The organism is Photobacterium japonica, from assembly GCF_050337005.1.
Classification (GTDB): domain Bacteria; phylum Pseudomonadota; class Gammaproteobacteria; order Enterobacterales; family Vibrionaceae; genus Photobacterium; species Photobacterium japonica.
Window position 1 is genome coordinate 216,339 of the sequence record NZ_JAKJSN010000007.1, and the last position, 15,308, is coordinate 231,646.

General features: G+C 48.0%; 12 protein-coding genes. 10 read left to right on the top strand and 2 right to left on the bottom strand.

Annotation, left to right across the window (positions count from 1 at the left end):
• The first annotated feature begins 38 nt into the window (after nt 1–38).
• The 8 genes from secE to rpoC all read left to right on the top strand — a co-directional run bounded on the left by secE (nt 39) and on the right by rpoC (nt 11,977).
• Nucleotides 39–416, top strand: a complete 378-nt coding sequence (gene secE, locus L4C36_RS01545) for a preprotein translocase subunit SecE (protein ID WP_428476020.1) — start codon at nt 39–41, stop codon at nt 414–416.
• An 11-nt stretch (nt 417–427) separates the two neighbouring features.
• Nucleotides 428–973, top strand: a complete 546-nt coding sequence (gene nusG / locus L4C36_RS01550; protein WP_428476021.1) for a transcription termination/antitermination protein NusG — start codon at nt 428–430, stop codon at nt 971–973.
• 123 nt (nt 974–1,096) lie between these two features.
• The gene (gene rplK, locus L4C36_RS01555) at nt 1,097–1,525 is read left to right on the top strand and encodes a 50S ribosomal protein L11 (protein ID WP_428476022.1); all 429 of its coding nucleotides are present in this window, start codon (nt 1,097–1,099) and stop codon (nt 1,523–1,525) included.
• Nucleotides 1,526–1,529: 4 nt separating this feature from the next.
• Nucleotides 1,530–2,234, top strand: coding sequence for a 50S ribosomal protein L1 (rplA, locus tag L4C36_RS01560; RefSeq protein ID WP_428476023.1), 705 nt, complete (start codon nt 1,530–1,532; stop codon nt 2,232–2,234).
• 257 nt (nt 2,235–2,491) lie between these two features.
• Complete coding sequence (gene rplJ, locus L4C36_RS01565; RefSeq protein ID WP_428476024.1) at nt 2,492–2,986, top strand: 50S ribosomal protein L10; 495 nt, start codon at nt 2,492–2,494, stop codon at nt 2,984–2,986.
• Nucleotides 2,987–3,046: 60 nt separating this feature from the next.
• On the top strand, nt 3,047–3,412 hold the full coding sequence (gene rplL, locus L4C36_RS01570; protein WP_428476025.1) for a 50S ribosomal protein L7/L12: 366 nt from the start codon (nt 3,047–3,049) through the stop codon (nt 3,410–3,412).
• A gap of 224 nt (nt 3,413–3,636) precedes the next feature.
• Nucleotides 3,637–7,662 (top strand): DNA-directed RNA polymerase subunit beta, encoded by a 4,026-nt coding sequence (rpoB, locus tag L4C36_RS01575; RefSeq protein ID WP_428476026.1) that lies wholly within the window; start codon nt 3,637–3,639, stop codon nt 7,660–7,662.
• A gap of 100 nt (nt 7,663–7,762) precedes the next feature.
• Entirely contained in the window at nt 7,763–11,977 is a 4,215-nt protein-coding gene (rpoC, locus tag L4C36_RS01580) for a DNA-directed RNA polymerase subunit beta' (RefSeq protein ID WP_428476027.1), read from the top strand.
• Between the two features lie 242 nt (nt 11,978–12,219).
• Here rpoC and rsd read toward each other — a convergent pair whose 3' ends face one another.
• On the bottom strand, nt 12,220–12,711 hold the full coding sequence (rsd, locus tag L4C36_RS01585; RefSeq protein ID WP_428476028.1) for a sigma D regulator: 492 nt from the start codon (nt 12,709–12,711) through the stop codon (nt 12,220–12,222).
• A gap of 149 nt (nt 12,712–12,860) precedes the next feature.
• Here rsd and nudC point away from each other — a divergent pair, with 149 nt between their 5' ends.
• Both nudC and hemE read left to right on the top strand, forming a co-directional pair.
• On the top strand, nt 12,861–13,634 hold the full coding sequence (gene nudC / locus L4C36_RS01590; RefSeq protein WP_428476029.1) for an NAD(+) diphosphatase: 774 nt from the start codon (nt 12,861–12,863) through the stop codon (nt 13,632–13,634).
• Nucleotides 13,635–13,856: 222 nt separating this feature from the next.
• Nucleotides 13,857–14,924 (top strand): uroporphyrinogen decarboxylase, encoded by a 1,068-nt coding sequence (gene hemE / locus L4C36_RS01595; protein WP_428476030.1) that lies wholly within the window; start codon nt 13,857–13,859, stop codon nt 14,922–14,924.
• A 92-nt stretch (nt 14,925–15,016) separates the two neighbouring features.
• Here the strand turns inward: hemE and L4C36_RS01600 are convergent.
• Nucleotides 15,017–15,308: hypothetical protein (locus L4C36_RS01600; protein WP_428476031.1), on the bottom strand; the 292-nt coding region annotated here is incomplete at its 5' end.

Sequence of the window (15,308 nt, forward strand, 5' to 3'; positions counted from 1 at the left end):
ATTTTCGTCTATATTGAGACTAGTTACAGGTTGGTTGTATGAAAGCGAATGCCGAAAACCAAAGCAATTCTAGCAATATGGATGGCCTTAAGTGGGCTGCCGTATTTGCTTTGCTAGCTGCCGCTGTGGTTGGTAATTACCTGTACAGTGACGTTTCTGTCGTATGGCGTGCTGCTGCTATCATTGTCCTTGTGGCAATGGCTGGTGGTGTTGCTGCGCTGACAGACAAAGGTAAAACCGCGATTGCATTTGCACGCGAATCGCGCATGGAAGTCCGCAAGGTAGTATGGCCTACTCGTCAGGAAGCTACGCAGACAACCTTTATAGTTTTAGCTGTCACTGTCATTATGGCGTTAGCCTTATGGGGTATCGACGGCATCATGGTCCGTTTGGTCCGCCTAGTTACCGGTGTGTGAGGTAAGAGTTCATGAGCGAAGCTCCAAAAAAACGATGGTATGTTGTACAGGCCTTCTCTGGTTTTGAAGGTCGTGTAGCGCAATCACTACGTGAGCATATTAAAATGCACGGCATGGAAGAGCACTTTGAAGAAGTGCTTGTTCCAACTGAAGAAGTTGTTGAAGTGCGTGCTGGCCAGCGTCGCAAGAGCGAGCGAAAGTTCTTCCCTGGCTATGTGCTTGTACAGATGGTGATGAACGATGAAACGTGGCATCTAGTACGTAGTATCCCTCGTGTAATGGGGTTCATCGGCGGTACTTCAGACCGTCCGGCTCCTATCTCTGATAAAGAGGCCGATGCGATTCTTAACCGTCTAGAGAAAGCAAGTGAATCTCCGGTTCACAAAACTGTCTTTGAACCGGGCGAAGTTGTCCGTGTTACTGATGGTCCGTTTGCTGACTTTAACGGTGTCGTAGAACACGTTGACTACGATAAGAGCCGCGTGAAAGTATCGGTATCCATTTTCGGCCGTGCCACTCCAGTAGAATTGGAATTTGGCCAGGTTGAAAAAAGCTGAGCAATAAATAGTCAGCTTTAGTTGTCAGGGGCGTGGAATTGGACTATAATTTCGCGCCCTTTCGTTAGACGGGGAGTCTGTTTTGAGAAATAGACGTTTGAACCCAAATTTAGGTAGATAGCAATGGCTAAAAAAGTAGAAGCGTACATCAAGCTGCAGGTTGCAGCTGGTGCAGCAAACCCAAGTCCACCGGTTGGTCCTGCTCTAGGTCAACACGGCGTGAACATCATGGAATTCTGTAAAGCGTTTAACGCAAAAACTGATTCAATGGAGAAAGGTCTTCCTACTCCAGTTGTAATCACAGTTTACAGTGACCGTTCTTTCACGTTCATTACTAAGACTCCACCTGCTGCAGTTCTTCTTAAGAAAGCAGCTGGCCTTAAGTCTGGTTCTGGCCGTCCAAACACTGAGAAAGTGGGTACAATCACTGACGCTCAGATCCAAGAGATCGCAGAAACTAAAGCTGCGGACATGACTGGTGCTGACATCGAAGCTATGAAGCGTTCGATTGCTGGTACTGCTCGTTCAATGGGTCTAGTGGTAGAGGGTTAATAGAATGGCTAAACTAACTAAGCGCATGCGCGTTATCCGCGACAAAGTAGATTCTTCTCGCGAGTACGACATCAACGAAGCTGTTGCTCTTCTTAAAGAACTAGCGACTGCTAAATTCGTAGAGTCTGTAGACGTTGCTGTTAACCTAGGCATTGATGCACGTAAATCTGACCAGAACGTTCGTGGCGCAACAGTGCTGCCACACGGTACTGGCCGTGACATCCGCGTAGCGGTATTCACTCAGGGTGCAAACGCTGAAGCTGCTAAAGAAGCTGGTGCTGATCTAGTAGGTATGGAAGATCTTGCTGAGCAAGTGAAGAAAGGCATCATGGACTTCGACGTAGTTATCGCATCTCCAGATGCAATGCGCGTTGTTGGCCAGCTAGGTACCATCCTTGGTCCTCGCGGTCTAATGCCAAACCCTAAAGTTGGTACTGTAACACCTAACGTTGCTGAAGCGGTTAAGAACGCTAAAGCGGGTCAGGTTCGTTACCGTAACGACAAAAACGGCATCATCCACACTACTATCGGTAAAGTGGACTTCGATGCTGCACAACTAAAAGAGAACCTAGAATCTCTTCTAGTTGCACTGAAGAAAGCGAAGCCTTCTTCAGCGAAAGGTACTTTCATTAAGAAAGTAAGCATCTCTACCACTATGGGTGCAGGTGTAGCGCTAGACCAGAATACTCTGGAAGCTAACGCAAACTAATTTGCAGAAACGTCAAATTAGTGTATAATTTGGCGTTTCCGAATTCATGGCTAAGGTTAATTGGCAACAGTTGACCTTCGTCAAAGACCGTAGGCGTCTGACTTTTCGGGGTTTGACTTAATATCACCTACGTAGACGGTGCCAGAACATGATTGATGTAAGTCTTTCTTGGATCTGCGCCGTACAAGCTCTCCTGCTATTTTGGCAGCGAGTGGTGTAAATACTGGGGTAACCCAGATAATCCAGGAGCAAATCCAATGGCCTTGAATCTTCAAGACAAAAAAGCAATTGTTGCTGAAGTCAACGAAGCTGCCAATGGTGCCCTGTCTGCAGTTGTTGCTGACTCTCGTGGCGTTGCTGTGGGTGCGATGACTTCTCTACGTAAACAAGCTCGTGAAAACGGCGTTTACCTGAAAGTTGTTCGTAACACACTAGCACGTCGTGCTGTTGAAGGTACTGCTTTTGAATGTCTTACTGAGACGTTCATTGGTCCTTCACTGATCGGTTTCTCTAATGAGCACCCAGGTGCTGCAGCGCGTCTTTTCAAAGACTTCGCTAAAGAGAACAAAGATTTCGAGATCAAAGCTGCTGCATACGAAGGCGCTGTTGTTAACGCTGAAGTACTAGCAACTCTACCAACTTACGACGAAGCTATCGCACGCCTAATGATGTGCATGAAAGAAGCGTCTGCTGGTAAACTTGTACGTACTATCGCTGCAGTACGTGATCAGAAAGAAGAAGCTGCTGCTTAATCGCAGAGTTTTATCTGATTACTATTTACATTAATTGTTGATTTTTTAAAGAGAATTGTTATGTCTATCACTAACGAGCAAATCCTAGACGCAGTTGCAGAAATGTCTGTAATGCAGGTTGTTGAGCTAATCGAAGCAATGGAAGAGAAATTCGGTGTTACTGCTGCAGCTGCAGTTGTAGCAGGCGGCGCAGCTGCAGACGCAGCTGAAGAGCAAACTGAATTCGACGTAATCCTAACTGCTGCTGGCCCTAACAAAGTACAGGTTATCAAAGCTGTACGTGGCGCAACTGGCCTAGGTCTTAAAGAAGCTAAAGCTGTAGTTGACAACGCTCCTTCTGCACTTAAAGAAGGCGTTGACAAAGCAGAAGCTGACGCTCTTAAAGCTCAGCTAGAAGAAGCTGGTGCTTCTGTTGAAATTAAGTAATATATACTTAGTTTCTTAGCCTTAATTGGCTAATGGCTGGTGGCTAAATGCCACCGGCCTTTTTGCGCTGTAGGGTACTGGTGTTTTCACATTGTTTTTCAACCACTACCTGAGCAAAAAACAGCCCTGCTTCCCAGGACTGTTCCTACCAAAAAAACAGTGTTACTAGTCACTGCTCCTCGTTTTGAGCAGTTTGGATCACTTATCAGCGATCTGAGGAACCTATGGTTTACTCTTATACCGAGAAAAAGCGTATCCGTAAGGATTTTGGTAAGCGTCCACAAGTGTTGGACATACCATACTTGCTGTCGATCCAGCTTGAGTCTTTTAAAAAGTTCATCGAGCAGGATCCAGAAGGGCACTACGGTCTAGAAGCTGCCTTTCGTTCTGTTTTTCCAATTCAGAGCTATAACGGCAATTCCGAGCTGCAATACGTTAGCTATCGTCTCGGTGAGCCGGTCTTCGATGTTAAAGAATGTCAGATTCGTGGCGTAACGTACTCTGCGCCCCTACGCGTGAAGCTTCGTCTTGTCATGTATGATAAAGACGCACCAGCTGGCACCGTAAAAGACATCAAAGAACAAGAAGTTTACATGGGCGAAATTCCGCTCATGACAGATAACGGTACATTCGTTATTAACGGTACCGAGCGGGTTATCGTATCCCAGCTACACCGTAGTCCGGGTGTCTTCTTCGACAGCGATAAGGGTAAAACCCACTCCTCAGGTAAAGTGCTTTATAACGCACGCGTAATCCCATACCGTGGTTCATGGTTGGATTTCGAATTTGATCCTAAGGATAGCGTCTTTGTACGTATCGACCGTCGTCGTAAGCTTCCAGCTTCTATCATTCTACGTGCGCTAGGTTACACAACCGAGCAGATCCTTGACATGTTCTTCGATAAAGTAAACTTCGAAGTTCAGGGCAAATCTCTGGTTATGGAACTGGTACCTGATCGTCTTCGTGGCGAAACTGCAAGCTTTGATATCGAAGCAAACGGTAAGGTATACGTAGAACAAGGTCGCCGTATTACAGCTCGCCATATCCGCCAGCTGTCTAAAGACGGTGTTGACCAAATTGAAGTACCTGTTGAATACATCGTAGGTAAAATTTCGGCACGTGATTACGTGAACGAAGAAACCGGCGAACTGATTGCAGCAGCAAACCAAGAATTGAGCCTAGAGACATTGGCATTGCTTTCACAAGCAGGCTACAAGTCACTAGAAGTTCTTTTCACCAATGATCTGGATTTCGGTCCGTACATGTCTGATACCTTGCGTGTTGACAGTACGACTGACCGCTTGAGTGCGCTAGTTGAAATCTACCGCATGATGCGCCCTGGCGAGCCGCCAACGCGTGAAGCAGCAGAGCAGCTTTTTGAAAGCTTGTTCTTCTCTGAAGATCGTTACGATCTTTCAGCTGTGGGCCGCATGAAGTTCAACAGCTCACTGGGCCGCGAAGAAACGACAGGTGCAGGTATCCTTGACCATGCCGATATCATTGAAGTGATGCGTCGCTTGATTGATATTCGTAACGGTAAAGGCGAAGTGGACGATATCGACCACCTTGGTAACCGTCGTATCCGCTCTGTTGGTGAAATGGCAGAAAACCAATTCCGTGTTGGTCTTGTGCGTGTTGAGCGTGCTGTTAAAGAGCGCCTAAGCCTAGGCGATCTTGATGCAGTGATGCCTCAAGATCTTATCAACGCCAAGCCAATTTCTGCGGCAGTGAAAGAGTTCTTTGGCTCTTCTCAGTTGTCTCAGTTTATGGACCAGAACAACCCGTTGTCAGAAGTTACTCACAAACGTCGTATTTCGGCGCTTGGTCCAGGTGGTCTGACGCGTGAACGTGCTGGCTTTGAAGTTCGAGATGTACACGCGACTCACTACGGTCGTCTATGTCCTATCGAAACGCCAGAAGGTCCAAACATCGGTCTGATCAACTCACTGTCTGCTTTTGCACAGTGTAACCCTTACGGTTTCTTGGAAACGCCATACCGTAAAGTGATCGATGGCAAGGTAACCGAAGAAATCGATTACCTATCTGCTATCGAAGAAGGTCAGTACGTTATTGCTCAGGCTAACGCCGTGCTTAACGACGATGGTTCATTTGCGGATGAATTGATCACAGCTCGTCAGAAAGGTGAATCAGGCCTGCACCCACGTGACCATGTTCAATACATGGACGTTGCAACCAACCAGGTTGTATCAGTGGCTGCTTCTCTGATCCCGTTCCTAGAACACGATGATGCTAACCGTGCCCTTATGGGTGCGAACATGCAACGTCAGGCCGTTCCAACACTGCGTGCTGACAAGCCGCTAGTTGGTACAGGTATTGAGCGTAACGTAGCGGTTGACTCCGGTGTAACAGCCGTAGCTAAACGTGGCGGTATGGTTCAGTCAGTAGATGCATCTCGAATCGTTATCAAAGTTAACGAAGAAGAGCTAGTACCAGGTGAAGCTGGTATTGATATCTACAACCTGACTAAATACACCCGTTCTAACCAGAATACATGTATCAACCAGCGTCCAACAGTGATGCCGGGTGAGCCTGTTTCTCGTGGCGACGTACTTGCTGATGGTCCTTCAACCGACCTTGGTGAGCTAGCTCTTGGCCAGAACATGCGTATCGCGTTCATGCCTTGGAACGGTTACAACTTCGAAGACTCCATCTTGGTTTCTGAGCGTGTTGTACAGGAAGATCGCCTGACAACTATCCACATTCAAGAGCTATCTTGTGTGGCGCGTGATACCAAGCTAGGCGCAGAAGAGATCACAGCGGATATCCCTAACGTGGGTGAAGCTGCACTTTCTAAGCTTGATGAGTCAGGTATCGTTTACATCGGTGCTGAAGTGAAGGGTGGTGACATCCTTGTTGGTAAAGTGACACCTAAGGGTGAAACGCAGCTGACACCTGAAGAGAAGCTACTACGTGCTATCTTCGGTGAGAAAGCCTCTGACGTTAAAGATTCATCTCTACGTGTACCAAACTCTGTGTCTGGTACGATCATCGACGTTCAAGTCTTTACTCGCGATGGCGTAGAAAAAGACAAGCGTGCGCTTGAAATCGAAGAGATGCAGCTGAAAGAAGCGAAGAAAGACATCACAGAAGAATTCCAGATCCTTGAGGGTGGTCTTCTTGCTCGTGTTCGTACGCTTCTACTGGCTTCTGGCTACAGCGAAGATCGACTAATGTCGATGGACCGTGAAAAGCTATTTGGTCAGACGTTGGATGACGAAGGTCAGCAAAACCTACTTGAGCAACTTGCTGAGCAGTACGACGAACTGAAAGCTGAGTTCGATAAGAAATTTGAAACCAAGCGCCGTAAGATCACTCAGGGTGATGACCTAGCGCCAGGTGTCCTTAAGATTGTTAAGGTCTACCTAGCTGTTAAGCGTCGTATCCAGCCTGGTGATAAGATGGCGGGTCGTCACGGTAACAAGGGTGTAATCTCTAAGATCAACCCTGTCGAAGACATGCCGTACGATGAAAAAGGTCAGACAGTTGATATCGTACTAAACCCATTGGGTGTACCGTCTCGTATGAACATCGGTCAGATCTTGGAGACTCACTTGGGTCTTGCAGCGAAAGGTATCGGTGACAAACTTAACGAGATGCTTAAGCAGCAGCAGGAACTTCATCAGTTCCGTAACTTCCTGCAGAAAGTGTACGATCTAGGCGATACTCGTCAGAACGTAGACATTGCAGAGCTAAGTGATGCTGAAGTACGCACACTGGTTCAGAACCTGCGTAAGGGTCTACCAATCGCGACACCTGTCTTTGACGGTGCGCCAGAATCTTCTATTAAAGAGCTTCTGAAGTTGGGTGATCTACCAGAATCTGGTCAGCTAACATTGTTTGATGGTCGTACCGGTGACAAGTTTGAGCGTCCTGTAACTGTTGGTTACATGTACATGCTGAAACTGAACCACTTGGTTGATGACAAGATGCATGCCCGTTCTACCGGTTCTTACAGCCTTGTTACTCAGCAGCCGCTGGGTGGTAAAGCGCAGTTCGGTGGTCAGCGTTTCGGTGAGATGGAAGTGTGGGCACTAGAAGCATACGGTGCAGCATACACCCTACAGGAAATGCTAACTGTTAAGTCGGATGACGTTAACGGCCGTACGAAGATGTATAAGAACATCGTCGATGGCGACCATCGTATGGAACCTGGTATGCCGGAATCGTTCAACGTATTGTTGAAAGAAATCCGCTCGTTGGGTATCAACATCGAGCTGGAAGACGAATAAGCCTCGGTTTAATACCAAGATTTATTAGTTACTCCGGTATCAATATGAAGGCGCCAGTAGACTGGCGCCTTTATGGGTCAACTCCTCACAGGAGCCGAATGTGAAAGACTTACTTAAGTTTCTGAAAGCCCAGCACAAGACTGAAGAATTTGATGCAATCAAAATCGGTCTTGCTTCACCTGACATGATCCGTTCATGGTCTTTCGGTGAAGTTAAAAAGCCAGAAACCATTAACTACCGTACCTTTAAGCCTGAGCGTGACGGCCTATTCTGTGCACGTATCTTTGGCCCGGTAAAAGACTACGAGTGTCTTTGTGGCAAATATAAGCGCCTGAAGCACCGTGGTGTTATCTGTGAAAAATGTGGTGTTGAAGTTACTCAGACTAAAGTACGCCGTGAGCGTATGGGTCACATCGAGCTAGCTTCTCCTGTTGCCCACATCTGGTTCCTAAAGTCACTACCGTCTCGTATCGGCCTGTTAATGGACATGCCACTACGTGATATCGAACGTGTACTTTACTTCGAATCTTACGTTGTAATCGAACCTGGTATGACCAACCTTGAGCGTAGCCAGCTACTGTCAGAAGAGCAGTACTTGGATGCACTTGAAGAGTGGGGCGACGAGTTCGACGCGAAGATGGGTGCCGAAGCTGTTCAAGCATTGCTTGGCAACATGGACCTACACGCAGAAATCGAACTGATGCGCGAAGAGTTGGAAGAAACTAACTCTGAAACCAAGCGTAAGAAACTGACCAAGCGTCTGAAGCTTGTAGAAGCATTCTTGCAGTCAGGTAACAACCCTGAGTGGATGATCCTGTCTGTACTACCAGTACTTCCGCCGGACCTTCGTCCGTTGGTACCGCTAGACGGCGGCCGTTTCGCGACTTCAGATCTGAACGATCTGTACCGTCGTGTTATCAACCGTAACAACCGTCTGAAGCGTCTACTGGATCTAGCAGCGCCTGATATCATCGTACGTAACGAAAAGCGTATGTTGCAGGAATCTGTTGATGCATTGCTTGATAACGGTCGTCGTGGCCGCGCAATCACAGGTTCTAACAAGCGTCCTCTGAAATCTTTGGCTGACATGATCAAAGGTAAGCAGGGTCGTTTCCGTCAGAACTTGCTTGGTAAGCGTGTTGACTACTCAGGTCGTTCTGTTATCACCGTAGGTCCATACCTACGTCTGCACCAGTGTGGTCTTCCTAAGAAGATGGCACTAGAGCTATTTAAGCCATTCATCTACGGCAAGCTTGAAACTCGTGGCCTAGCGACGACGATCAAAGCCGCTAAGAAGATGGTTGAGCGTGAAGAAGCGGTTGTTTGGGATATCCTGGACGAAGTGATTCGCGAACACCCAGTAATGCTTAACCGTGCACCAACATTGCACCGTCTAGGTATTCAGGCATTCGAACCAGTACTGATCGAAGGTAAAGCGATTCAGCTTCACCCACTAGTGTGTGCGGCATACAACGCCGACTTCGATGGTGACCAGATGGCGGTACACGTACCTCTAACTCTGGAAGCACAGCTTGAAGCACGTGCACTGATGATGTCTACCAACAACATCCTATCGCCAGCGTCTGGTGATCCGATCATCGTACCTTCTCAGGACGTTGTATTGGGTCTTTACTACATGACGCGTGATCGTATCAACGCGAAGGGTGAAGGCATGTACCTAGCGGGTCCTGCGGAAGCTGAAAAAGCTTACCAAACAGGTCACGCTGAGCTGCACTCACGTGTGAAAGTGCGTATTACTCAGTTCGTGAAAGACGAGCAGGGTAACTTGGTTGAAGATACTAAGCTGGTTGATACGACTGTTGGTCGTGCAATGCTATGGAAGATCGTACCAAAAGGTCTACCGTACAGCCTAGTTAACACCGAAGCACTGGGTAAGAAGCAAATTTCTAAACTGCTTAACACTTGTTACCGTGAACTGGGCATGAAAGAGACTGTCGTCTTTGCTGACCAGATCATGTACACAGGTTTTGCTTACGCGGCACTGTCTGGTGTGTCTGTTGGTATTGACGATATGGTCATTCCAGATGCGAAATACACCAAGATCGCAGAAGCTGAAGCAGAAGTTGCTGAAATTCAAGAGCAGTTCCAGTCAGGTCTTGTTACCGCTGGCGAACGTTACAACAAAGTTATCGATATCTGGGCGACCGCGAATGAGCAGGTTGCTAAGGCGATGATGGATAACCTGTCTTTCGACACTGTTATCAACCGTGACGGCGAAGAAGAACAGCAGAAATCGTTCAACAGCGTTTACATGATGGCCGACTCAGGTGCGCGTGGTTCTGCCGCTCAGATCCGTCAGCTAGCAGGTATGCGTGGTCTGATGGCTAAGCCGGATGGCTCAATCATCGAAACACCGATCACGGCAAACTTCCGTGAAGGTCTGAACGTACTTCAGTACTTTATCTCAACGCACGGTGCTCGTAAGGGTCTTGCGGATACAGCATTGAAGACAGCGAACTCCGGTTACTTGACTCGTCGTCTAGTAGACGTAGCACAGGACGTAGTAATTACTACGGATGACTGTGGTACTTACGCTGGTATGACGATGATGCCACTGGTTGAAGGTGGTGACGTTAAAGAGCCGCTAGGTTCTCGCGTTCTTGGCCGTGTGGTTGCTGAAGATGTGATGAAGCCAGGTACTGAAGAAGTACTTGCGCCTCGTAATACCCTTCTTGATGAGAAGTGGTGTGACATCCTAGAAGCGAACTCGGTTGACCTTGTTAAAGTACGTTCTGTTGTAACGTGTGAAAACGACTTCGGTTGCTGTAAGTTCTGTTACGGTCGTGACCTTGCTCGTGGTCACCTAGTGAACCAAGGTGAAGCGGTTGGTGTTGTTGCAGCACAGTCAATCGGTGAACCAGGTACACAGTTGACGATGCGTACGTTCCACATCGGTGGTGCAGCATCTGCAGCCGCTGCGGAAAACAGCATTCAGGTTAAGAACAACGGTTCTGTGAAACTGCAGAATGCGAAGTTCGTAATCAACAACGACGGCAAGCTAGTTATCACGTCTCGTGCCTCTGAAATGACTATCATTGATGAGTTCGGCCGTATTAAAGAAAACTACAAACTGCCATACGGTTCTCACCTAACTAAAGGTGAAGGCCAAGACGTTGCAGCTGGCGAAGTTATCGCTAACTGGGATCCGCACACAATGCCAATCATCACTGAAGTGGCAGGTCGTATCCAGTTCGTTGACTTGATTGATGGTGTAACAGTTTCTCGTCAAACTGATGAGCTAACGGGTCTGTCTATGATTACTGTTCTTGACGCTGCAGAGCGTACAAGTGCGGGTAAAGACATGCGTCCAACCGTTAAGCTTGTTGATGAGAATGGTCATGATGTAATGATCGCCGGCACTGAAATGCCAGCTCAGTACTTCTTGCCAGGTAAAGCAATCATCCAGCTTGAAGATGGTGCAATGGTTGGTATCGGTGATACGCTAGCTCGTATCCCACAGGCATCTGGCGGTACGAAAGATATCACCGGTGGTCTACCACGCGTTGCTGACCTATTCGAAGCGCGTAAGCCGAAAGAACCTGCAATCCTTGCTGAAATCACAGGTACTGTGTCATTCGGTAAAGAGACGAAAGGCAAGCGTCGTCTTATCATCACACCTGCTGAAGGCAACGTGTACGAAGAAATGGTACCTAAGTGGCGCCAGCTAAACATCTTCGAAGGTGATAAGGTCGAAAAAGGTGATGTAATCGCCGATGGTCCAGAGGCTCCACACGATATCTTGCGTCTACGTGGTGTTCACGCCGTCGCAGACTACATCGTGAACGAGGTTCAGGAAGTTTACCGTCTCCAGGGCGTTAAGATTAACGATAAGCACATTGAAACGATCATTCGTCAGATGCTGCGTAAAGTGACAATCACAACGGCTGGTGACTCTGAGTTCCTACCTGGTGAGCAGGTTGAATACTCTCGCGTGACGATTGCAAACCGTAAGCTAGAAGCTGAAGGCAAGCTAATCGCAACATACGAGCGTGATCTTCTTGGTATCACTAAGGCGTCGCTAGCGACTGAATCGTTCATCTCAGCAGCATCGTTCCAGGAAACGACGCGCGTACTAACAGAAGCTGCGGTTTCTGGTAAGCGTGACGAACTGCGCGGTCTGAAAGAGAACGTAATCGTGGGTCGTCTGATCCCAGCGGGTACCGGTTTCGCGTACCACCAGGGTCGTCAGCGTAACCGCGATGCAGAGCTAGAGCCAATGGCACCTCAAGTAGACGCAGAGCAAGCATCGCAAGATCTTGCGGCACTACTGAATGCAGGCCTAAACGACGACTAAACCTTCGGGTGATGTTATCGGATTGATTGAAAAGGGTACCTTTGGGTACCCTTTTTTATTGCCTGCAGAAAAGCAATAGAAAAGGGTATGCGCAAGAAAAGGGACGATTACAACAGGGTGAAGACAAGATGATGACCAAGCGAGAGCCGATGGCGCACGATGCTTGAGCTGGGGAAAAAATAGCAAGCAAACGCCAGCCCAAGAGGTGGGCTGGAGAATGAGGGACAGGCGAGAAGCGTCGATTAAGCGCCGGGTGGGCAGGCGAGGCTTTCGCTGATCAATTCGATGAGCCCATCTTCAAGGGCAAAACGGATTTCGACTAATTCACCAATGGCGGATAAATCGCTGTCAAATTCAGACCATTCCAGATCATCTTCACTGATCTCAGTATATTTTTCGGTAAAATTGAGAAGGGGATCGGTAGTCTGAGTGATTTGCGCATAAACCTGTGAGATTTCTGCGGTGGGGGAGTAGCCCGTCGCGTTCCAACGTGCCATAACCATGTCATAGATTTTAAAATGGCCTTCCGAGATGTAGTCGACCAATTGCTGGCTAAACAATTGAAGTTGGTCGGAGGTCGGCAGTTGACGTTGTTTAGTTTCAAACGGGGGCAATCCGGCTAATTTGCAGTAATCAATTAGCAGTTGCTGTCGCGACATGAGCCAGTGGTCAATCACATCACTGGTGCCACCCCATTGTTTTTGTACTTGCTCAAATTTGCTTAACATGACCATGCCCTCATGATCTACAGTACCGAGGCAGGGGTACTGGAAACGATACCTGTCAATCTCTTAAAAAAGAGAACCTTGTGTTACGGATTCACTTCCGTATAAGTTTAGATTGCCAGTAAAAGGGATACCCTGCAAGGATGGATGTGACGTTGATGTTAAAAAAACAAGAAAATGCCTATTGGTGCGTAGTGAAAGAAAGGAATTTGTATCTTGAAAATCATACACTTCCGTTCAAATGTGCGAGCGATCTCAATTTTGATACGACAGAGGCAAGGCTGATTGGCCATTGCCAAGAACACCCGGTTTATTGGCTTGAAGCGCCAGATAACGCCAACATGGCGGATTTTTATAGCCAGAGGGAATTGCTGTGTGCCGAGGCGGATCTCTTTCAATTAGCCGGGCGCGCAACGCAATTATCCCATATGCTGCACACACAGCGTTTCTGTGCGCAATGTGGCTCGGAATGCCAGTATGGCGACGCAGAGGTCGCCATGGTGTGTACCGGCTGCCATACGCCGCATTATCCTCGCGTGTCACCGTGTGTGATTGTGGCAGTGCGTAAAGACGATAAAATCTTGCTGGCGCAACACCCTCGGCACAAAACCGGTATGTACACCGTGATTGCAGGCTTTGTCGAAGCCGGCGAAACCTTAGAGCAGTGTGTGGCACGAGAGATCAAAGAAGAGACCGGCATTGAGGTGGACAACATCCGTTACTTTGGCAGTCAGCCGTGGGCGTTTCCGTCGAACCTGATGATGGCCTTTTTGGCCGATTATGCGAGTGGCGAATTGCGCCCGGATTATACCGAGTTGACGGATGCGCTATGGGCGACGGCAGAGACTTTGCCAGAGGTGGCCCCAAAAGGGACGATTGCGCGATCCTTGATTGATCAAACATTGATCCTGATGGCCGGATCGCAGGCATAAAAAAACCCTCCGCGAGGAGGGGTAAGGTGCAGTTACTTGCTTTCTACGAGCAAAATCATTGTTATTATTGCTAGCGCGCAGTTTTTGTACCATGACTGGACTGCGTGCCGCAAATCTGGTGACTAGATTGTTACCATAAACTTGATCCGGTTAACAAATGGCCTGTTTTGTTGGACGTCGGGAGTGATACAATAGCGTCAGAATAAAACCATGGAGTCCCTAATGAGCGAATTAAAGAATGACCGCTACCTACGCGCTTTGCTAAAGCAGCCGGTAGATTGCACCCCTGTATGGATGATGCGCCAAGCCGGCCGTTACCTACCGGAATACCGTGCAACACGTGGCGTAGCAGGAGACTTCATGTCGCTATGCAAAAATGCGGAGTTAGCCAGTGAGGTGACGCTACAGCCCCTACGCCGTTTCCCATTGGATGCGGCGATCCTGTTCTCTGACATTCTGACGATCCCGGATGCAATGGGCTTGGGTCTGTACTTTGAAGCGGGTGAAGGGCCGAAGTTCGAGCGTCCGATCACGTGTAAAGCCGATGTTGATAAGATCGGCCTGCCGGATCCAGAAGGTGAACTGCAGTACGTGATGAATGCCGTGCGTCAGATCCGTAAAGATCTACAGGGCGAAGTGCCATTGATCGGATTCTCTGGCAGCCCATGGACGCTAGCGACCTACATGGTTGAAGGTGGTAGCTCAAAAGCATTCACCAAGATCAAAAAGATGATGTACGCCGAGCCACAAACTCTGCACCTGCTGTTGGATAAGTTGGCGGACAGCGTGACAGAATACCTTAATGCCCAGATCAAAGCCGGTGCACAATCGGTAATGATTTTTGATACATGGGGCGGGGTACTGACACCACGTGATTACAACCTCTTCTCGCTGCAGTACATGCACAAGATTGTGGATGGTCTGATCCGTGAAAACGATGGCCGTCGCGTACCCGTGACGCTGTTCACCAAAAACGGTGGCATGTGGCTAGAGCAAATCGCCGCCACCGGTTGTGATGCAGTGGGCCTTGATTGGACCATTAACATCGCCGACGCGAAAGCACGCATTGGTGACAAAGTGGCGCTGCAAGGCAACATGGATCCGTCTATGCTGTACGCCCAACCAGAGCGTATTCGTGAGGAAGTCGCAACGATCCTTGAAGGCTTCGGTGACGGTGGTACAGGCCACGTGTTTAACCTTGGTCACGGTATCCACCTGGATGTGCCGCCTGAAAATGCTGGCGTATTCGTGGACGCGGTGCACGAACTGTCTAAGCCATACCATAAGTAACGGTTTTTAGGGGCGAGTACCGAGGTACGAGTATCTCGGAAAAGTAAAAATGAAAACACGCCTTTTTGGGCGTGTTTTTTTAATCTATGAGGTTATATGGCATCATATTTAATATATGGTGATTCGCTAGTTATTTCGAGGTATGAATAGTAGTCTTCTCTATCAGTGTCTAACCCATTTCCAGTCGTCAATACTTTCTCTACTATAATTTCATTATTGACACGAATTTGTGCTTTAATTTGATCTATCAATTCAAATTCACCTACTGTGAATTCTCCTTGAGAGCACAGTTCTTCAAGGTTAATTATTTCTGATGAGATTAAATTTTCCTTTGATTTAATATCCAGTAATAACTCACCAGTTACATGGTCATCGCATTTAGTT

Coding starts and splice junctions, on each gene's coding strand:
- secE (WP_428476020.1), top strand. CDS start 39: ATGAAAGCGAATGCCGAAAACCAAAGCAATTCTAGCAATATGGATGGC.
- nusG (WP_428476021.1), top strand. CDS start 428: ATGAGCGAAGCTCCAAAAAAACGATGGTATGTTGTACAGGCCTTCTCT.
- rplK (WP_428476022.1), top strand. CDS start 1,097: ATGGCTAAAAAAGTAGAAGCGTACATCAAGCTGCAGGTTGCAGCTGGT.
- rplA (WP_428476023.1), top strand. CDS start 1,530: ATGGCTAAACTAACTAAGCGCATGCGCGTTATCCGCGACAAAGTAGAT.
- rplJ (WP_428476024.1), top strand. CDS start 2,492: ATGGCCTTGAATCTTCAAGACAAAAAAGCAATTGTTGCTGAAGTCAAC.
- rplL (WP_428476025.1), top strand. CDS start 3,047: ATGTCTATCACTAACGAGCAAATCCTAGACGCAGTTGCAGAAATGTCT.
- rpoB (WP_428476026.1), top strand. CDS start 3,637: ATGGTTTACTCTTATACCGAGAAAAAGCGTATCCGTAAGGATTTTGGT.
- rsd (WP_428476028.1), bottom strand. CDS start 12,711: ATGGTCATGTTAAGCAAATTTGAGCAAGTACAAAAACAATGGGGTGGC.
- nudC (WP_428476029.1), top strand. CDS start 12,861: ATGTTAAAAAAACAAGAAAATGCCTATTGGTGCGTAGTGAAAGAAAGG.
- hemE (WP_428476030.1), top strand. CDS start 13,857: ATGAGCGAATTAAAGAATGACCGCTACCTACGCGCTTTGCTAAAGCAG.